The organism is Kutzneria sp. NPDC051319, from assembly GCF_040682195.1.
Lineage (GTDB): Bacteria > Actinomycetota > Actinomycetes > Mycobacteriales > Pseudonocardiaceae > Kutzneria.
Window position 1 is genome coordinate 20,790 of sequence record NZ_JBFBAM010000048.1, and the last position, 19,117, is coordinate 39,906.

Annotated in this window: 17 protein-coding genes; 13 read left to right on the forward strand and 4 right to left on the reverse strand. The window is 70.7% G+C overall.

Translation table 11 applies throughout. The features are described from left to right. Nucleotides 1-7 precede the first annotated feature (7 nt). From AB0M73_RS33945 to AB0M73_RS33960, 4 genes are all read left to right on the forward strand, one after another. Nucleotides 8-415 carry a GPW/gp25 family protein gene (locus AB0M73_RS33945; protein WP_363899505.1) on the forward strand — a complete coding sequence of 136 codons (408 nt, stop codon included), beginning with the start codon at nucleotides 8-10 and terminating at the stop codon, nucleotides 413-415. After that, nucleotides 415-2,364 carry a putative baseplate assembly protein gene (locus AB0M73_RS33950; protein ID WP_363899508.1) on the forward strand — a complete coding sequence of 650 codons (1,950 nt, stop codon included), beginning with the start codon at nucleotides 415-417 and terminating at the stop codon, nucleotides 2,362-2,364. Before AB0M73_RS33945 ends, AB0M73_RS33950 begins: the two co-directional genes overlap by 1 nt. Then, nucleotides 2,364-2,903, forward strand: a complete 540-nt coding sequence (locus AB0M73_RS33955) for a phage tail protein (RefSeq protein ID WP_363899511.1) — start codon at nucleotides 2,364-2,366, stop codon at nucleotides 2,901-2,903. The genes AB0M73_RS33950 and AB0M73_RS33955 overlap by 1 nt, the downstream gene beginning before the upstream one ends. An 830-nt stretch (nucleotides 2,904-3,733) precedes the next feature. Beyond that, complete coding sequence (locus AB0M73_RS33960; RefSeq protein ID WP_363899514.1) at nucleotides 3,734-4,702, forward strand: zinc-ribbon domain-containing protein; 969 nt, start codon at nucleotides 3,734-3,736, stop codon at nucleotides 4,700-4,702. A 69-nt stretch (nucleotides 4,703-4,771) separates the two neighbouring features. On the opposite strand, the gene AB0M73_RS33965 is transcribed toward AB0M73_RS33960, so the two are convergent. Beyond that, entirely contained in the window at nucleotides 4,772-5,599 is an 828-nt protein-coding gene (locus tag AB0M73_RS33965; protein ID WP_363899517.1) for a MarR family transcriptional regulator, read from the reverse strand. Between the two features lie 91 nt (nucleotides 5,600-5,690). After that, nucleotides 5,691-8,162 (reverse strand): choice-of-anchor D domain-containing protein, encoded by a 2,472-nt coding sequence (locus tag AB0M73_RS33970; RefSeq protein ID WP_363899520.1) that lies wholly within the window; start codon nucleotides 8,160-8,162, stop codon nucleotides 5,691-5,693. Nucleotides 8,163-8,317: 155 nt separating this feature from the next. On the opposite strand from AB0M73_RS33970, the gene AB0M73_RS33975 reads away from it, so the two are divergent. The 4 genes from AB0M73_RS33975 to AB0M73_RS33990 all read left to right on the forward strand — a co-directional run bounded on the left by AB0M73_RS33975 (nucleotide 8,318) and on the right by AB0M73_RS33990 (nucleotide 11,723). After that, nucleotides 8,318-9,592: a hypothetical protein gene (locus AB0M73_RS33975; RefSeq protein ID WP_363899524.1), complete on the forward strand. Its 1,275-nt coding sequence runs from the start codon at nucleotides 8,318-8,320 to the stop codon at nucleotides 9,590-9,592. Nucleotides 9,593-9,602: 10 nt separating this feature from the next. Continuing rightward, nucleotides 9,603-10,073 carry a DUF1992 domain-containing protein gene (locus AB0M73_RS33980; RefSeq protein WP_363899528.1) on the forward strand — a complete coding sequence of 157 codons (471 nt, stop codon included), beginning with the start codon at nucleotides 9,603-9,605 and terminating at the stop codon, nucleotides 10,071-10,073. A gap of 64 nt (nucleotides 10,074-10,137) precedes the next feature. After that, nucleotides 10,138-10,764: an HD domain-containing protein gene (locus AB0M73_RS33985; RefSeq protein WP_363899530.1), complete on the forward strand. Its 627-nt coding sequence runs from the start codon at nucleotides 10,138-10,140 to the stop codon at nucleotides 10,762-10,764. Continuing rightward, nucleotides 10,761-11,723 (forward strand): GlxA family transcriptional regulator, encoded by a 963-nt coding sequence (locus AB0M73_RS33990; RefSeq protein ID WP_363899534.1) that lies wholly within the window; start codon nucleotides 10,761-10,763, stop codon nucleotides 11,721-11,723. The genes AB0M73_RS33985 and AB0M73_RS33990 overlap by 4 nt, the downstream gene beginning before the upstream one ends. A gap of 189 nt (nucleotides 11,724-11,912) precedes the next feature. Here AB0M73_RS33990 and AB0M73_RS33995 read toward each other — a convergent pair whose 3' ends face one another. Continuing rightward, the gene (locus tag AB0M73_RS33995; RefSeq protein ID WP_363899537.1) at nucleotides 11,913-12,569 is read right to left on the reverse strand and encodes a hypothetical protein; all 657 of its coding nucleotides are present in this window, start codon (nucleotides 12,567-12,569) and stop codon (nucleotides 11,913-11,915) included. Between the two features lie 75 nt (nucleotides 12,570-12,644). Between AB0M73_RS33995 and AB0M73_RS34000 the strand changes: the two genes are divergently transcribed. Then, nucleotides 12,645-13,088 (forward strand): NUDIX domain-containing protein, encoded by a 444-nt coding sequence (locus tag AB0M73_RS34000; RefSeq protein WP_363899540.1) that lies wholly within the window; start codon nucleotides 12,645-12,647, stop codon nucleotides 13,086-13,088. An 89-nt stretch (nucleotides 13,089-13,177) separates the two neighbouring features. Continuing rightward, a complete protein-coding gene (locus AB0M73_RS34005) occupies nucleotides 13,178-13,888 on the forward strand; it encodes a glycoside hydrolase family 75 protein (RefSeq protein WP_043724690.1) in 711 nt (236 codons plus the stop codon). Between the two features lie 65 nt (nucleotides 13,889-13,953). Here AB0M73_RS34005 and AB0M73_RS34010 read toward each other — a convergent pair whose 3' ends face one another. After that, nucleotides 13,954-14,490 (reverse strand): hypothetical protein, encoded by a 537-nt coding sequence (locus tag AB0M73_RS34010; protein ID WP_363899544.1) that lies wholly within the window; start codon nucleotides 14,488-14,490, stop codon nucleotides 13,954-13,956. A 159-nt stretch (nucleotides 14,491-14,649) separates the two neighbouring features. Between AB0M73_RS34010 and AB0M73_RS34015 the strand changes: the two genes are divergently transcribed. Genes AB0M73_RS34015 through AB0M73_RS34025 form a run of 3 tightly spaced genes read left to right on the forward strand, consistent with a single transcriptional unit; the run spans nucleotide 14,650 to nucleotide 19,114 of the window. Next, nucleotides 14,650-17,343 carry an AAA family ATPase gene (locus AB0M73_RS34015; protein ID WP_363899547.1) on the forward strand — a complete coding sequence of 898 codons (2,694 nt, stop codon included), beginning with the start codon at nucleotides 14,650-14,652 and terminating at the stop codon, nucleotides 17,341-17,343. A gap of 35 nt (nucleotides 17,344-17,378) precedes the next feature. Then, the gene (locus tag AB0M73_RS34020) at nucleotides 17,379-18,281 is read left to right on the forward strand and encodes an ABC transporter ATP-binding protein (protein ID WP_363899550.1); all 903 of its coding nucleotides are present in this window, start codon (nucleotides 17,379-17,381) and stop codon (nucleotides 18,279-18,281) included. After that, on the forward strand, nucleotides 18,278-19,114 hold the full coding sequence (locus AB0M73_RS34025) for an ABC transporter permease subunit (RefSeq protein WP_363899553.1): 837 nt from the start codon (nucleotides 18,278-18,280) through the stop codon (nucleotides 19,112-19,114). Before AB0M73_RS34020 ends, AB0M73_RS34025 begins: the two co-directional genes overlap by 4 nt. Nucleotides 19,115-19,117 lie beyond the last annotated feature (3 nt).

Genomic DNA, 19,117 nt, shown 5'->3' on the forward strand with positions numbered 1-19,117 from the left:
GGCAGTGGTGTCACAGGACTTCGTCGGCGCCGGGTGGGCGTTCCCGCTGGGCGTGTCGCCGCGCGGCGGCATCGAGCTGGTCCGCCGCGAGGTGGAGCTGGAGCAGGCCATGCGGCTGATCCTGGCCACCTATCCCGGCGAACGGCCGATGCGGCCCGCGTTCGGCAGCCGGCTGCGGGACTTCGTGTTCCGGCCGGCCGACGCCGCCACCGCGGCCGAGCTGGCCGAGGAGGTCCGCAACGCGCTGCTGCGCTGGGAGGCCCGGGTCGACATCGAACTCGTCGACGTGCGGCCGGACCGCGACGACCGCAGCGTGCTGTACATCGACATCAGCTACCGCGTCAAGCACACCAACGACCGTCGCAACCTGGTGTTCCCGTTCTACACCATCCCCGAGGACGGGAGTGACTACTGATGGCGCTGCCGGTGCCCAACCTCGACGACCGCCGGTTCCAGGACCTGGTGGACGACGCCAAGCGCATGGTCATGCGCCGCTGTCCGGAGTGGACGGACCACAACGTGTCCGACCCCGGCGTGACGCTGATCGAGACCTTCGCGTACATGACCGACCAGCTGCTGTTCCGCCTCAACCAGGTGCCGGACCGGCTGTACGTCAAGTTCCTGGACATGATCGGCCTGCGGCTGATTCCCGCCACCCCGGCCGAGGTCCCGGTCACCTTCTGGCTGTCGGCGCCGGCGATCACCTCGGTCGGCGTCGCCATGGGGACCAGTGTCGCGACGCCCCGCACCGATCTGGAGGAGTCGATCCTGTTCAGCACTCGGCGTGATCTCCAGATCGTGCCCTGTGCCCTGAGCCAGGTCGCCACCCAGTCCACTTCGGACGACTCCCCGATCGATCGGACCGAGGAGCTCAAGCTGGGCCGGCACTTCGGGTCCTTCAGCGCCGCGCCCCAGGTGGACGACGTGCTGCTGGTCGGCCTCACCGATCCGGTGCCCTCGTGTGTCGTGCGGCTGGACTTCGACTGTCACGTCGAGGGTGTCGGTGTTCATCCCGATCAGCCGCCCCTGGTATGGGAGGCGTGGACCGGCAACGGCTGGACCGAGTGCCTGGTCAGCAGCGACGGCACCGCCGCGTTGAACAAGGCCGGCGGCGTGCTCGTGCACGTGCCGGACACCCATGAGGCGTCTGTCCTGATTGGACAGCGGGCGGGTTGGTTACGGGCTCGGGTGATCGCCGTTCCCGACGAGTTCCCGACCTACAGCGACTCCCCGGTGATCATGGGCCTGTCCGCCTCGACGGTCGGCGGCACCGTGGAGGCCATCCACGCCGAGATCGTCGACGTCGAGCTGCTGGGCATGACCGAAGGCGTTGCCGGGCAACAGTTCCGTGTGTCACGGGCCCCGCTGCTCGGCGGCGTCGCCACGCCTACCGTGGAGGTCAGCTCCGACGACGGCTGGCAGGAATGGCATCCGGTCAGCGGTTTCGCGTGGAGCGGCGCTTCCGACCAGCACTACGTGCTCGACGAGGTCGCCGGCACTGTTACCTTCGGCCCCGCCGTTCGTGACGTCGACGGCAGCGTCCGTCAGCACGGCGCCGTGCCTCCTGCCGGCGAGACCGTGCGGATTCGCCGCTACGCCACCGGCGGCGGCCGTCACGGCAATGTCGGCCGCGGCACCATCCGTACCCTGAAGTCGTCGATTCCCTTCGTGGACCGGGTGGAAAACCTCGACTTCGCCAAGGGCGGCGTGGACGCCGAGACCATCGACGAGGCCAAGGCCCGTGGGCCGATCCTGTTGCGTACCAGGAGCCGTGCTGTCACCGCCGAGGACTATGAGGCCATCGTCCGCGAGATCGCCCCCGAACTGGCCCGGGTTCGTTGCGTCACCGCCGGCGAGGACGACGTGCAGGCCGGGGCCGTACGGGTGCTGGTCGTGCCGGCCGCGTCCGAGGACGGCGGGATCAAGCTGGGGGAGTTGGTGCCCGAGGAGGCCATGCTCCGCCGGATCGCCGACCATCTCGACCAGGTGCGCCTCATCGGCACCCGTGTCCTGGTCGAGCCCCCGCGCTACCGTGGCATCACCGTCGTCACTCGCCTGGTCGCTCGTCCCCGTGCCGATGTCGCCCGCATCCGCACCGAGGCTCTGGCTTCGCTGTATGCGTATCTGAACCCCATCAGCGGCGGTCCCGACGGCACCGGCTGGCCTTTCGGCCGCCCCGTCGCCTCCGGCGAGATCTTCGGTCTGCTGCAACGGGTTCGTGGCGTCGACATGGTCGAGGACGTGCGCCTGTTCGGGGCCAATCCCGTGACCGGCGTGCGTGAGGGGGAGAGCCAGCGCATCGAGCTCGACCCGTGCAGCCTCGCCTTTTCCTATGAGCACCAGGTGAGAGTGGAGCAGCACTGATGCGTGGCACCGTGCCCGGGCTGCCGACCGCCGTTCCGCTGTCGGCCATGCTTCCCGGCATCTTCCAGGAAGACCCCTTCACCGTTCGCTTCGTCTCCGGCTTCGACGACGTCCTGGCCCCGGTTCTATCTACTTTGGACAATCTGTCGTCCTATCTGGACCCGGCGTTGGCCCCCGAGGACTTCCTGGCCTGGCTAGCCGGGTGGGTCGGTCTGGAGCTGGACGAGAGCTGGCCCGTCGAGCGGCAGCGCGCCGCCATCGCCCAGGCCGCTCAGATGTATCGCATGCGTGGCACCGTGTCCGGGCTTCAGGACAATCTCGAGGTCCTCACCGGTGGCCGCGTCCGGGTCGCCGACAGCGGCGGCGTCGCCTGGTCCATGACCCCCGGCGCCGAGTTCCCCGGCCAGGACCAGCCCCGCCTGGCCGTCCGGGTCTCCGTCGCCGACCCGTCGTCCGTGTCCGTCAGTGCCGTCGACGCCGTCGTGTCCGCCGCCAAGCCGGCGCACGTCGTGCACAGGGTGGAGGTGGTTGCGTCGTGATCGTCTGCCGGAGCTGCGGTTTCCACAACAAGGACGCCGACTCGTTCTGCGGGTCCTGCGGCGAGTTCCTGGAGTGGACCGGGGAGAAGATAACCCCCAAGCCCCCGCCCGTCGTCGAGCCCGAGCCCGAGGAGCCCGCCCCCGCCAAGCGCTCCCTCCTGGAGCGTATCCAGTCCATCGTGTACATGGACGTCGGCGAGCGGGATCCGCTGCCGCCCCAGAGCGGCCCCATGGGCCGTCCGCCCGGCCCGCCCGGCATCGGCGGTCCTCCGCGTCCCCCGGGCCCTCCCGGTCCTCCCGGCGTCGGCGGTCCCCCTCGCCCGCCGGGTCCGCCCGGTGTCGGCGGTCCTCCCGGTCCTCCCGGCCCACCGGCCGCCACCGTCGGCCCGCCCGGTCCTCCCGGCCCACCGGCCGCCACCGTCGGCCCGCCCAAGCCTCCCGGTCCGCCCGGTCTGCCAGCCGGTCCGCCCGGCTCGCCCGCCGGCCCGCCCGGTCCACTCGCCGGTCCGCCTGGGCCGCCGGCTGGTCCGCCCGGTCCGCCGGCGGGATCGGTCGGCCCGCCGCGGCCGGCTGGTCCTCCCGGTCCGCCCGCCGGCACGGTCGGTCCTCCCACGCCCGCCGGCCCGCCGACCGGGGCGGCCGCACCAGTGGGCCCTCCCGGCCTGTCGGTCGGCTCACCGGCCCTGGTCGGCCCTCCCGGTCCGGCTGCTGCCGCTTTTGCCACGCCTGCCCCGGTCGGTCCGCCCGCTCCGGTCGGCCCTTCTGGACCGCTGACCGCCGTTCCGATGGGCGTGCCCGGCTCTTTCGCCCCGGCAACGGGGTCCTTGGGCGTGGCGGAGCCGTCGCTCGAACTTCCCACCGCCCAGCCCCACACCGCCCAGCCGCCGATCGAGGCCGCGCTGGTCGCCCCGCTCCATGCCACCACGGCGACGCCGCCCAAGCCCGATCCGCTGTCCGTGCTCCCCGAACGGGAGCAGAAGCGGGTCACCGCGGTCGTCAAGAAGCCGCCGACGCGGCGTCTTCAGCCCGGCGACCTGATCTGCGGCGACTGTGGCGAGGGCAACCCCGACACGCGCAAGTTCTGCAGTCGTTGCGGCGCCAGCCTGCTGACCGCCGAGGTCGTCAAGACGCCGTGGTGGCGCAAGATCATGCCCAGGCGCCGCACCAAGGTCCGTAAGGCCCTGGAGCGCACCGCCAAGGACCGCAAGGCGAAGCGCACCGCGTCCAGCCGGGCCTTCGGCGCCGCCTTCAAGACCATCCGGGCCTTGGTCGCCGTCGTCCTCGTGCTCGGCGGCATCGCCTACGGCTCCCTGCCGGCCGTCCGCACGTGGGTCAACAACCAGGTCGCTTCGTGGCAGCAGGATGCCCAGTCCGCCCTCGACATGACCTATGCCCCCGTGCACCCCACCAAGGTCACCGCCACCTTCGAGGAGCCCACCCACCCGGCCGACCTGGCCGCCGACAGCGTCAGCAACAGCTTCTGGGCCGCCCCCACCAACAAGGGCGAGGCTACCCTCGTGTTCACCTTCGACCGTCCGGTGAACATCGACAAGGCCATCATCCAGAACGGCGACAACGACAAGTTCGACCAGACCTTCCGCGTCGAGCGGCTGCACCTGGTCTACTCCACCGGCAAGACCGAGGACCTCCAGCTCAAGGACCAGCCCGATCCCCAGGAGCTGACCCTCCAGAACGGCCACAACATCACCAGCGTCGAGCTGCACGTGATGGCCACCTACCAGTCGCTGCACGGCACCGACGTGGCCATCAGCGAGATCGAGCTGTTCCAACGCAGCTGATCCCCGCCCGAGTAGGCGTCCCGGACGACGTTGGTCCGGGACGCCTTTCGGTATGTCGCTGTCGGATTGTCACTGCGAGCCGGCGGCCACCAGCCGCGCGGCGATCGGTTCGAGCTCGGCGACCAGCTCGTCCAGCTCGGCGGGGGAGAGGCCGTCGAAGGGCGGGGCCGCGAGCTCGTCGGTGAGGGCTTCGATGCGCTCCTTGGTCGCCCGGCCGGCGTCGGTGAACCGGCCGTCGGCGTCGACGAGCCCACGGTCGCGCAGGCCGGCCATGACCGCGGCCAGCCGCTGCTTGGGCAGGTGGTGGATGCGCCCGAACGACTCCGGCGGGTGGATGCCCATCTCGATCGCGGACAGCACGTGCGCCTCGATGCCGCCGATGCCCGCGACGACGAGGGCGGCGATGTGGCCATCACCGCGGTGCTCGCGCAGCGTGGTCGCGGAATGCCACAGCCGGGCGACCGGGTCGCCCGGCACCGGCAGGCTGCGCATCCCGGCGTACATCATCCGACCGTTGGTGGGCGCGCTCGTCGCCGCCTTGGTGGTCAGGTCGGCGGCGCGCACCAGACCGGGGGAGTCGGCCAGCTCGGCGCCGAGAATCCGCCGCAGGGAGGCCGCGCTGCCCCGTTCCCGCGCGGCGACGGACGCCTCGGGCGGGATCGTGGCCCACGCGCTGGGGATGTGTCGCGCGGCCTCACCGTCGGCGAAGTTGTAGAACGCCGCGTGCACGACCTCCGCCGGCACCCGCCCCAGCGGCGCGGCGCGGCTGGCGAAGTAGCCGTCCCAGTAGGTGCGGTGGCCGAGCGCGGCCAGCTCCTCGTTGCACTCGTCGGACATGAACGTGACCAGACAGATCGGCTCCAGGAGCTCGAACATGCGACGAGGGGTGTGCGTCATGGCGCACATCATGCCTGGCGACGCGTGACCAGCTGCGGAAACGGCAAAAGGGGCCTTCGCGGCAATGCCGCGAAGGCCCCTCGGCGCAGGCTCAGTGCCGGGAGTCGTACTCCGGGGAGACGAGGCTGCCGGGGCTGACCAACAACTCGGCGGTGCCGGCCACCGCCGGCGTGGTCCCGTTCACCGCGGCCTGCACGGTCCGAGGCCCGAGTTCACTCAACGGGAACACCAGCAGTGGCGTGCTGAAGTTGCCGTTGCCGTCGGAGTTGACCGTCGCCGACTCGGGGAAGCCGTTCATGTAGTGCACGAGAACGGCGCTCGACGCGGCGAAGCCGGTGCCGGTCACGGTGATCACGGAGCCGGGAGAACCGACGGTGGGGCTGAGCTTGATGGTGGGAATGGTCACGGATCCGCTCAACGCCAACAGATGGGGCGAGCCGGCGGCGTTGTCCTCGAAGCGGAGGGCGGCGGTGCGCTGGTCGGGTGTGGTGGCGAAGGCGGCGCGGCCGGTGGGGCTGTACTTCACGGTGACGGTGCACGTCTGTCCAGCCTGGACGGTGGTGCATCCGTTGGCAGACACGGAGAAGTCACCCGCCTGCTGACCCGCAGTGATGGAAACCCCACTCACGACAAGAGGTGACTGCCCGTTGTTCACGACCGTCACGAGCTTGATCACGTTCTTGGCCAACGGCAGCTGCTGCCCGAAGTCCAGCGGGTCGGGGCCGGCGGAGAACTGCGGAGGCTTGAGCACGACCTGGGTGCCGACGCCACGAAGATCAACGGTGAAGATCTTGCCGGAGCCCTTGGCCCGCAAGGACAGGACGCCGGTACGGGCGGTGGTGTCGGTGGGGGAGAACTTCACGGTCACCAGGCAGGTGTCGGTGCCGTTCAAGGGCGCGTTGGTGCAGGTCTGGCCGCCGACGGAGAAGCCGGCGCCGGTGGTGGCGACCTGGTCGAAGCCGAGGGGGCCGAAGCCGGTGTGGTGGATGGTGGCGGTGCGCTCGGCGGTCTGGCCGACGGTCACGGAGCCGAAGTCGACGGGGTCGGCGATCACGCCGGCCTGGAAGGTCCGCACGATGGAGTCGGTGGTGCGGTTGGTGTCACCGGCCACCAGGTCGTCGGCGTCGGAGTCGAAGACGACGGAGCCGCCGTCGGCGGGCATGACGGGGAACAGGCTGTCCCGGTCGCCGGGGGCGGACTTCAGGTTGGCCGAGGCGAGCTCGGGGTGCTGGGCGGTCAGCAGGTTGACGACCACGACCTGGCACGCCTGGATGCCGGGCTCGGGGGCGGAAGAGGACTGGAGGACGGCGTTCTTGCGCAGGGAGAGGATGTTCGGGTGGAAGCAGTTGAAGGTGACGCTGGGCCCGGTGCTCTCGGTGATCTCGGGGGCGTCGGTGACGAACGCCAGGTAGTGGCCGTCGGCGGACAGCGCGGGGTATTTGCCGTCGTGCTCGTTGCCGGCGAAGTCCTTGGACACCACGGAAGTCTTGACGACCGCGCCCGGACCGGCGGCGCGGTCGACGAGGTGCACACGGGCGGAGGTGTCGCCGTCGGTGATGCTGGTGAAGGCGACGTGCCGGCCGTCGGCGCTGACGGTGGGCTCGAAGTACTGGGCCCGGGAGTTCAGCGGGTCGCCGCCGGTGGTGACGTCAAGGCGCGTGATCTTGTTGGTGCGCAGGTCATTGCTGACGATGGCGTAGAAGTCGCCGTCGGTCTGGGTGGACATGTACTTCACGGACGCCACGAGGTGGTTGCCGTCGGCCGACAGCGCGGGGTCGCAGAAGTCCTCGGTGCGGGAATCGGGCAGCGGCATGTTCTGCGCGATGGAATCGGTGCGCGCGGGCGCCGACAGCGAGCCGGTGGCGGACTTGTGCAACGTGGTGACGAGAAGGGTTTCCTGCCCGACCGCCTCCGTGTAACAGCCGGAGCCCTCGATCCACGCGAGACGGGAGCCGTCGCCGGACAGCCGTGGGGAGTGGGCGTTCAGGGACTCGCCGTGCGTCCCGGTCTCCGGCGGCAGCACGCTGACGGTGGTGAAGGCGCACGGGCTCTGGAACTTGCCGCTGTTGCCGGGATCCCGGTCGCACACCACGATCGCGTGCCCGCCGCCCTCGGCGGCGCCGCTGATGTTGCTGGCCTGGGTGGTGAAGGCGATGTACCGGCCGTCGGCGGAGATGGACGGCTCGTAGCTGTCGCCGTTGCTGTCGCTGAGGGCGTCGGGCGCCGCGTGGACGATGATGTCCGGGCCGGTGCTGATCAACGTGGTGGTGCCGGCGACCAGATCCCGCACGTACACGTCCAGGTGGCTGCCTTCGGAGTTCGAGGGGACCAGCCCGCGGCTGGCGAAGGCCACGTAGCGGCCGTCGGCCGACACTGTCGACCACGAACCGCCGCTGCTCGCCTGGGATCCGTTGTTCTGCACGGAGGCGCGTACGGTCGTTCCCGGCGACACCGCCGCGACCGCGGCCGGCCCCTGGCCGACCACCAGCAGGACGGTCGTCGCCAGGAGGAGACCGACCGCCGCCAGGAGGGCGAGCAGGGGCCCGCGGACATGCAAGCTCATGGGCCAGAAGCTAGGGCACGGCCGGCCACGGCCGCTGCTGTTGAACAGGCGACCTTCCGGTCGCCGCTGGTCGCCCTTTGGTGCGACCCGTGTCGCCCCCTGCGGCTCCCGAACGTCGCTGCCTCAGATCGTGCCAGGGCACGACACTTTCCGCCATGGGTGCCATCACGTCGCTCGAACAGCCGAGCCTGGCCGTCACTCCCGGCGAACAGGCCCACTGTGTCGTGCAGATCCGCAACACCGGCAGCATCGTGGACCAGTTCGCCGTGGACGTCATCGGCGACGCGCAGAAGTGGGCGACCGCCGAGCCTCGCGTCGTGAACCTGATGCCCGGCGACGTGGGCACCGTGGCGCTGACCTTCGCCCCGCCGCGCAGCGCCGACGCGCGCGCCGGGCAGACGCCGTTCGGCGTCCGCGTCAAGTCCCGGGAGGACCCGGAGGGCTCGGTCGTCGACGAGGGCGTCATCACCGTCGCGGCGTTCATGGAGCTGCGGGCCGAGGTCACGCCGCGTACCTCGCACGGCCGCATGAACGGCCGGCACGAGCTGGTCATCGACAACCTGGGCAACGCCCCGGCCGAGGTGGAGCTCATCGCCACCGACACCGAGGAGCGGCTGTCCTTCCGCTTCCGCCAGCCGACGCTGACCGTCGATCCCGGCACGGCCGCGTTCGTCCCGTTCACGGCCCGGCCGCACAAGCGGTACCTGCGCGGGGTCGAGCACAAGCACCAGTTCCAGACCACGGTGCTGACCACGGGCGGCGACCCGGTCTCGGCCGACGGCACGTTCATCCAGAACCAGCTGCTGCCCAAGTGGCTGCTGCCGGCGCTGGCGGCGCTGATCGCGCTGCTGATCCTGGCTGTGGTGCTGTGGTTCACGATCGTCAAGCCGGAGGTGCAGTCGACGGCCAAGCAGGCGGCGCAGGAGCAGGTGACCCCGGTCATCTCCATCGCCGACCGCGCGCAGCAGCAGGCCGAGTCGGCGCAGCAGCAGGCCGCGCAGGCGCAGCAGGCGGCCGGCGGCGGCAACGCCCCGAAGCCGGGCGCCGGCACGGGTGCGGGCGGCACGGGCGCCACCGACGTCCCCGGCACGGCGACGGACTTCCGCATCGTCGCCAACGCCGCGGTGACCGCGGATGCCAACAACTTCAAGAAGTTCGGCATGGAGGTGCCGCCGCCGGCCGACAAGGTCCTTGTGGTGACCGACTTCCTGCTGCAGAACCCGTACGGCGACAACGGCATCATCCGCATCCAGCGGGACAACCAGGTGCTGGCCGAGTTCGGCCTTGGCAACTTCCGCGCCTTCGACTACCACGTCGGCCAGACCTGGCGCATCCTGCCGGGACAGCACCTGGTGATCACCGTGAACTGCCAGTCCGCGACCTCCGGCACCTGCCGCAGCTCCGCCTCGTTCTCGGGCAAAATCCAGTAGAATCGGCCTTGTGACGGAACGCAAGCCGGCCGGCATGAGCTTCGAGACGTGGCTGGACAAGCAGATCCGCGAGGGGGAGCAGCGGGGGGAGTTCGACGACCTGCCGGGCAAGGGGAAACCGTTGCCCGACCGCGGCGAGCTGCGCGACCCGGACTGGTGGGCGCGCAGCTATGTCGCACGGGAGGGCGGCGTCGGGGGCGCGCTGCTGCCGGAGTCGCTCCAGCTGCGCAAGGAGATCGAGCGCCTGCCGGGCGTGATCGAGGACCTGACGTCCGAGCGGCAGGTACGCGAGCATGTGTCGGAGTTGAACAAGCGGATCGTGGCCTGGCTGCGTTCGCCGTCCGGCCCGCACGTGAAGGTCGGTCCGGTCGATGCCGACGAGACCGTCGAGCAGTGGCGGGCCGCCCGCGCGAAACCGATACAGCCGCCGATCGTCACCGAGGACAGGAAGCGCCGCTGGTGGCAGCGGCGCTTGTCCTGATACGTGGGTATGGTGGCCTGATGGACGCGGGCCGAAGCGATGTCCGGATACGAGGATCGTAGTCATGACGACGATCCAGATCCCCGACACGAAAATCGCCCGCGAGGCCACGGAACTCGTCCGCGACCAGACCACCGACCTCGTGTACGACCACTCCCGCCGCGTCTACCACTGGGCGAGCCTGCAGGGCCGCAACCGGGACCTGAGCTGGGACCCCGAGCTGCTGTACGTCGCGGCCATGTTCCACGACATCGGCCTCGGCGAGGCGCATCACGCCAGCGGCCGCCGGTTCGAGGTGGACGGCGCGGTCGCGGCGAGGGACTTCCTGCGCGGCCATGACGTCGCCGAGGACAGCGTCCGTCGCGTGTGGACGGCCATCGCCCTGCACACCACCCCGGGCATCCCGGAGTTCATGGAGCCCGAGATCGCGCTGCTCACGGCGGGCGTCGAGTACGACGTGCTCGGCATCGGCTACCACGACATCAGCCCCGAGCAGCGGGCCGAGGTCGTGGCCCTGCACCCCCGCCCCGACTTCAAGCGGCGCATCCTCCAGTCCTTCACCGACGGAATCGCGCCCAAGCCGGACACCACCTTCGGCAACGTCAAGGCGGACGTCCTGGCCCATTACGTGCCGGGCTTCCGGCGCGGCGACTTCGTCGAGACGATCCTGAACTCGGACTGGCCGGAATGAGCCGCCACCTGGTGGTCGTGCTGGCCTTCGACGGCGTGCAACTGCTGGACGTCGCCGGCCCTGTCGACGCGCTGACCAGCGCGAACGAGCAGGGCGCCGACTATCAGGTGGTCATCGCCTCGGCCGATGGCAAGCCGGTCACGACCTCGGCCGGGGTGCGGATCGCCGCCGACATCACCTTCGACGAGGTGCCCGCGCACATCGGCACGATGATCGTGCCGGGGCGGCCGGACTGGCAGCGGGCGGTCTCCGACCGGGCCCTGGTCGACGCCGTGCGAACGCTGGCCCAACGGTCGAAACGGGTGGCCGGCGTGTGCGCGGGGGCCTTCCCGCTGGCCGAGTCGGGCCTGCTCGACGGGCGGCGGGCGGCCACGCACTGGCAGCTGGCCGAGGACCTGGAACGCCGCTATCCGAAGATCATCGTGGAGCCGGATCCGCTGTTCGTCCGCGACGGCAACATCGTCACCTCCGCGGGCATCACCGCCGGCATCGACCTGACGGTGGCGCTGATCGAGGACGACCACGGCGCCGACCTGGCCCGGGCCGTCGCCCGGCAGCTGGTGGTGTTCATGGCCCGGCCGGGCGGCCAGTCCCAGTTCAGCGCTCGCCTCGGCCCCCGCAACCCACGCAGCGCCGTCGTCCGGCAGGTGATGGACGCGATCGTCGCCGACCCCTCGGGCTCGCACCGGCTCCCGGAGCTGGCGGCCGGCGTCAACATGAGCGGCCGGCACCTGGCCCGCCTGTTCACGGCGGAGATCGGCCGCACCCCGGCCGAGTACGTCGACACCGTCCGGGTGGAGGCGGCCCGCGCGCTGCTGGAGAGCGGCACCGACCCCGTGGATCTCATCGCCCGGCGGGTCGGGCTGGGTTCGGCGGAGACGCTGCGCCGGCTGTTCCTGCGCACCCTCTCGGTCACACCGACCGCCTACCGGGCGCGTTTCCGCACGTCACAGCGTTGACGTTGTGAGGACTCCGATTGTTCGACAGCGATCGGCGACACCGAACATCGCATCGGGTCTACACCTGGTGGCGGCGGCGCCGGCAGGTCCTTCGGGGGGACCGCCGGCGCCGCGCCAGGGGGTGGTGCGGTGGAGCTCATGGCAGCGGTGCTGGTGATCGCGCTGCTCGGTCACGGCATCGTGCGGCTGTCAGTCCGCGACGAACTCCAGGTGCCCGTACGCGACCGTGGCCTTCGACCAGTTCGCGCCCAGCACGCCCACGAACTCGCGGATCGAGGCCAGCTCCGACTTGTCGGCGATCAGGGCCAGCCGCCCGCCGTCGGCCGTCACGGACCCACCGCCGAGCTCCTCGCGCAGCACCGGGTCTGCGGCCAGGCCGTTGAACAGCTGCTGCACGGTGACGCCGGGCACCTCGACCTCGACCGAGTCGGCGCCGGGCTGCGGGAGGTACTGGAACGTGAGCACCGACTCCTGCTGGTACTGCTTGCGGATCACGGACGCGATGTGGTGCAGGCCGCCGGCGCTGACGTGGTCCACATCGAACTCGCGGGACCGCTCGTAGGTGGCGGTCTTCAGGTCGTCGGACCAGAAGACGCCGTCGAGCAGGGTGCTGCAACCGGGCCATGAGCCGTTGGTCGCGATGATGCCCCGCACCTGAGCGCCGAAAGCGACCAGACGGTCCTTCAAGCGAGGGTCGTTCGGATCCGTGATGGTGGCGGTGTTGTCGGTCGCGAAGATCTCCGCGGTCGGCTGGTGGTGGCCGATCGGCGATGCGGCGGCTTCCGGCGCGAGGCCGACGGTCACAGCGACAACCGCCAGCGCGACGAGGACGGGCCGTCGAGACATGGTGCTCCCCCTCCGGGTTGGTGACCCGGAGGGTATCGGCGGGCCGTCACTTCATCGTCACGAGATACTGGCCGTATGCGCAGCGCGGGGATCCTGGTGTTCCGAAAGGTCGACGGCCGGACGGAGGTGCTGATCGGCCACATGGGCGGCCCGTTCTGGGCCCGCAAGGACGACGGCGCCTGGTCCGTGCCCAAGGGCCTGATCGAGGACGGCGAGGACCCGCTGGCCGCCGCCCGCCGCGAGTTCCGGGAGGAGCTGGGGCTGCCGGCGCCGGCGGGGGAGCTGCTGCCGCTGGGCGACGTCAAACAGTCCGGCAAGACCGTGACCTTGTGGGCGGTCGAAGGCGATCTTGACCCGGACGCGGTCGTGCCCGGCACCTTCGACCTGGAATGGCCGCCCAGGTCCGGCAAGACCAGGCAGTTTCCGGAAGTGGACCGGGTCGCCTGGTTCACCGTCGACGACGCCCGCGTCAAGTTGGTCAAGGGACAGCGGGCCTTCCTGGACCGGCTGCCCGCCTGACACACGTTGACGGCTCAGCTTTGAATGCCGTACAACGTTGACCATCCGCCGCCGCAAAGTGGTCTAGAGCCATCTTGCGGAGGAATCGCATGGCGAAGTTGAAGTACGCGCTGGCAGCCCTGATCGCTGCCGCCGTGGTGCTCGTCCCTGCTCAGCTGACCGCTCAGGCCGCGACCCAGGCCCCGGCCGCCACCCAGGCGGCGCCGAAGGCCGACGGCGGCAGCCCGACGGCGGCCGAGCTGTTGGCGAAGACCGCCAACTGCAAGGTCGTCAGCAAGGGCACGTACACGAACACCCAGGCCAACAAGAAGGTCAACATCTGTGGCGCCACCGGCGCCTTCTTCTGGACGTCCGGCATGAACATCGACTGCGACGGCCAGCGCACCACCCAGTGCAACGAGAACACCGACTGCTGCTACCAGAACGACACCTCGTTCCACCAGTCCGACGGCAAGCCGATGAACGCCGCCAAGACGCCGTACGTGGTGATCCCGCTGCCCAGCAGCCGGTTCAAGTACGCCAGCAACGGCATCAAGGGCGGCGACATCCTGGCCGTGGTCTACAAGGGACAGGTGGAGTACGCGGTCTTCGGCGACGAGGGCCCGAACAACATCATCGGCGAGGCGTCCTACGCGACGGCGCAGGCGCTGGGCATCAACCCCGATCCCAGCAACGGCGGCACCGCCGACCCGGTGACCTACATCGTGTTCCCGGGCTCGAAGTCCGGCAAGATCGAGGACCACAACGCGACCGTCACCGCCGGCCGCAAGGCCGCGGCGACCTTCGTCAGCAAGAACTGAGCACGCGTTGAGGCGGGGCCGCGGACGTCGGCCCCGCCTCACCCGCGGGCTCAGCGTCCCCCGCCTCAGGCGTGGGGAGCCTTGCGCGCCTTGGCATACCGGCCGTTGGCCGGCAGCCACCACAGCACGATCGCGACCACCGTGCTGGCCACCACCAGCAGCCCGAACAGCTTCATCGAACTGGTCGCCACATCGGTGACCACCAGCAGCTGCAGGCTGACGGCGACCACGCCGACCACCGTGATCAGGATGCGGGCCCACAGCGCCGCGCCGAGCGCGAGCACCGCGAACACCAGCAGCAGCACGGCCAGCACGGCGCCGAAGGCCGCCCGCGCCGACAGCGTGGCGTATGCCTGGTCGAGCACCTGCTGGTACAGGTCCCCGCCGAGGTCCTGCGCCGTCTTCAACAGGTCGTCGGACAGGCCGAGCCGGGCCTGCACCGCCGGGTCCTCCAGCAGCGACTTCACCATGTTCGTGCCGCCGGCGAACACCGTGATCGCGGCGGCGACGCCGGCCGCTGCCGAGACGAGGGTGGCGATCAGCGCGGCTATGATCGTGCCGGGGCGCCGAACTGCCGGCAGCATGGCCTGGGGCGTGCTCACGAGTCCATTTCTCCTTGTTGCTTGATCTTTGTCCGAGACATTTCCGTGACGCGGTCAGCGGGCGTGTTCGGCCGCGACAGCGACACGACAACCATGTCGATCCCCCGTTTCCGCTAACATCCGGCATTTCCCTACATGTGTCGCGATGGGGTGCGGACGGTGGCATTCGGTGTAGTGGGTCGACAAGCGCAGCTCGGGGAGCTGGCGCGCGCTCTTGACGCCGATGATTTCCGGGTCGTGGAACTGGTGGGCGAGCCCGGAATGGGCAAGACGGCCCTGTTGGCCGAGCTGCGCGCGGCCGCCTCGACGCGCCGCCGTCCGGTCGCCGCCGGCAAGGCGACCGAGTTCGAGCGGCTGCCGTTCGCGATGTTCTCCGACGCCTTCGGCGACGCCTGGACGGACCTGCTGACCAGCGTGGACACCCCGGACGGCCGTGCCGCGCTGTACCGGTCGGCGCGGTCGCTGCTGCCGGGCACGGTGCTCGTGCTGGACGACGTGCACTGGGCCGACGAGGCCAGCGTGGAGCTGATCGAGCACGTCCTGCGGCACCCGCCCGAGGGGCCCGCGGTGCTCGCGATGGCCTATCGGCCCCGGCAATTGCCGGGCCGGCTGGCCACGGCGTTCTCCGCGCTGGGCCGGGAGGACTGGTGGCGGCGTATCGACGTCGGCCCGTTGACGCCCGCAGAAGCGGCCGCGATGTGCGGAGAATCCGTGCCGGAGGCCCGCCGGGCCGAGCTGTTCCTGGCCAGCGGCGGGAACCCGTTCTACCTCGATGCCCTGCTGCGGCTGGATCCCGGGGACAGCGAGGAGCTGCCGGACACGGTCCGTGCCGTTCTCATCGGTGAACTCGCCTACCTCGCGGCCCCGGTCCGGCTGGTCGCCCAGGCCGCCGCGGTGCTGGGGGAGGAGTTCGAGGCCGGGCTGATCGCGGCCGTCGCGCAGACCGGCGAGATCGCCACCCTGGACGCCCTGGACGAGCTGATCGCCCGTGACCTGATCCGGCAGTCCTTTGCCGGACAGCGATTCCAGTTCCGGCACCCGCTGCTGCGCTCCGTCGTGTACGGCAGCGCCGGCGCCGGCTGGCGCATCGGCGCGCACGGCCGGGCCGCCGGCCTGCTCGCCGAACGCGGCGCTTCCCTTGCCGTGCAAGCGATTCACCTCGAACGTTCGGCGACTATCGGGGACACGCGGGCGGTGGAGGTGCTGGTCAAGGCGGCGGATCAGGCCACCTCGCTGGCCCCGGCCCGTGCCGCGCACTGGTTACGGGAAGCGTTGCGGCTGCTGGGGGATCGGGCCGTCGACCAGCCGGAGCTGTCCATGCGGCTGGCCCACACGCTCGCCGTCGCCGGCCAGCTCAACGAGAGCCGCGAGATCCTGCACGAGGTGCTGGGACGACTACCCGCCGGCCCGAGCGAACAGCGGTTGGAAGCCGTCACCACGTTGGCCATGGTCGAGCGCCTGCTGGGCAGCCCGACCGGCGTGAAACGGTTGCTGCTCAGCGAGTTGGGCACGGGCAAGGGCAAGGCGGCGCTGGAGCTGGAGGTCGCCGCCGGCGCCATGCGGGGCAGCCACTTCGCCACGGCCGTGAGCTGGGGCGAGCGGGCCCTGGAGTCGGCGACGGCCGAGAACGAGCATGAGCTGCTGTCCACCATCACCGCGCTTTTGGCCCTGGCCCACACCTTCTACGGCTCCACGGCCGAGGCCGCCGCCCATCTCGACACCGCAGTGCGCATGATCGACCGGGCTCAGGACAAGATGTTGATGGGCCAGCTGGAATCCATCCTGCGCGCCGGCTGGACCGAGGTTTTCCTGGAGCGGTACGACGATGCCCTCCGACACCTCGGTCGTGGCCTTGAGCTGGCCCGGGCCAGCGGGCGCAGCTATCTGCTGGCCGACATCCTCGTCGGGCTGGCCTTCGCGTGCCTGTGGACCGGTCGACTGGACGAGGCCGCCCGGCACGCCGACGAGGCGTTCGAGGCGGCGGTGCTGGTCGGCAGCGACGAGCTCCGCACGATGGCCGCCGGTGTGGTCGTCGCCGTGCAGCTGTGGACGGGAGAGCCGGCGATCGCCTTGCGGGAAGCGGAAAAGACCGTGTCCGAAATGGGCAGTGCCGCCGGCCGTGGCCCGACGATCGCCGCCGGCATGCTGGCCCAGGCCAAGCTGCTCACCGGCGACGCGCCAGGGGCCCGCAGCACTTTGCTGGAGATAGGCGGCGGAGAAACGTTGCCACAGCTGGAGTTTCCCACCCGTGCGGCTTGGCTGCGCACGCTGGTGCACGCGGAGCTTGCGCTCGGCGACCTCGCGGCGGCCGAGCTTTCCACGCAGCGGGCGGAAATGACCGCCGCGGTCAGCGGCCTCAACGGTCATCGCGGCCACGCCGCCCTGGCCCGCGCCACAATCCTTTTGGCCAACGGGGATTCCGTTGGCGCCGCTGAGGCCGCCGCCGCCTCGGCCGCCGCGTTCGAGGGCGCCGGCATGCGGCTCTATCAGGCCCAGGCCCACATGTTCGCCGGCTCCGTCCTGGCGGACCGCACCGCCGCCATGGCCGAATTCGGGCGGGCCAAGGCATTGTTCGGCGCGTGCGGAGCGGAACCGCTGTTCCGGCAGGCGGAGATCCACCAGCGCCGGGTCGGCGGCCGCACCCGCAGGCCCAGCCAGGACGGTCCGGTGCAGCTGAGCGACCGTGAGCGCCAGATCGCCGAGCTCGTCGCCGCCGGCCACACCAACCGGGTCATCGCCGAGCAGCTGTTCATGAGCCCGAAGACCGTCGAGGCGCACCTGTCCCGGATCTTCACCAAGCTCGGCGTGAAGACGCGGGCCGCCGTCGCCGCGGCGTGGAGCCAGGGTTTCTGAGAGTGCTGTCAGGACGGTCGTAGCACTCTACGGTCGTGATTGAAGTCAACGGTGTGACCAAACGGTACGGGGCGAAGGTCGCTGTCGACGACCTGTCGTTCACCGTGCGTCCGGGCGCGGTGACCGGCTTCCTCGGCCCCAACGGGGCCGGGAAATCCACCACCATGCGCATGATTCTGGGCCTGGACCGGCCAACCTCCGGCGACGTGCTGGTGAACGGCCGGCACTACGCCGACCACGCCGCGCCGCTGCGGGAGGTCGGCGCGCTGCTGGAGGCCAAGGCCGTCCACACCGGACGGTCCGCGTACCACCACCTGCTGGCGATGGCCCTGACCCACGGCATTCCGCGCCGTCGGGTCGAGGAGGTCATCGACCTGGTCGGTCTGCGCGAGGTGGCCCGCAAGCGGGTCGGCGGCTTCTCACTGGGCATGGGGCAGCGGCTGGGCGTCGCCGCCGCGCTGCTGGGCGACCCGGCGACGTTGATCCTGGACGAACCCGTCAACGGGCTCGATCCGGAAGGCGTGCGCTGGATCCGGAACCTGCTGCGGTCGCTGGCGGCCGAGGGGCGGACCGTTTTCGTCTCCTCGCACCTGATGAGCGAGATGGCCTTGACCGCCGACCACCTGATCGTCGTCGGCCGGGGCAAGTTGATCGCCAACGCCTCGATGGCCGAGTTCACCGCCATGATGGACGCGAGCGTCCGGGTCCGCACCCGTGAGGCAGAGGAGCTGCGGGAGCGGCTCGTCGGCCCGGGTGTGACCGTGGAGCTCATCGCGCCCGATGTGTTGCAGGTGCACGGCATGGACAGTTCGGCCATCGGCCTGGTCGCCTGTCGGCACGCCATCGCCCTCGACGAGCTCACGCCCGTCACCGCGTCGCTTGAGGACGCGTTCATGGACATGACCAAGGACGCGGTCGAATACCGGGAGGCGTCATGACCGCCGTGGCCTCGAAGCCCGTTGCTGCTCGCACCGCACTGCCCGACAGCGTGCGCGTGACCCTGCCGCGCGTGCTGCGCTCGGAATGGTCCAAGTTCTGGTCGCTGCGCTCGTCCTACTTCGCGCTCGGCGGCATGGTGCTGGCCATGATCGTCTTCGGCGGGCTGTTCGCCCTCGTGACCGCCAACCAGTACCCCACCATGCCGCCCGCGCGGCAGGCGGCGATCGACCCGGCGCAGGTCAGCCTGCGGGGATACGCCATCGCCCAGCTGGTCATCGGGGTGCTCGGCGTGCTGGTCGTGACCGGCGAGTACGCCACCGGCATGATCCGCTCCAGCATCGCCGCCGCGCCCCGCCGCTGGCCCGTGCTGGTCGGCAAGGCCGTCATCTTCGCCGGCATCACCCTGGTCGTGACCGAGATCGCCTCGTTCGCCGCGTTCTTCGTCGGTCAGGCCTTCCTGGCCAGCCAGCACCTCGACGTCGGCCTCGGCGCCGACGGCGTGTTGCGGGGCGTCGTCGGGACCGGGCTGTACCTGACCGTCGTCGGGCTGGTCGGCACCGGCATCGGCTTCGTGCTGCGCAGCACCGCCGGGGCCGTCGCCACCCTGTTCGGGCTGCTGCTCGTCCTGCCCGTGCTGGGCGAGGCGCTGCCGTCCGACTGGGGCGACAAGATCAACCCGTACCTGCCCAGCAACGCCGGACAGCAGGTGTTGGTCGTCCATCCCGACGCCGCCGCCACCCTCGGCCCGTGGGCCGGCTTCGCGGTGTTCTGCGGCTATGCGCTGCTCGCCCTGCTCGTCGGCGGTTACCTGCTGCGACGGCGCGACGCGTGAGGT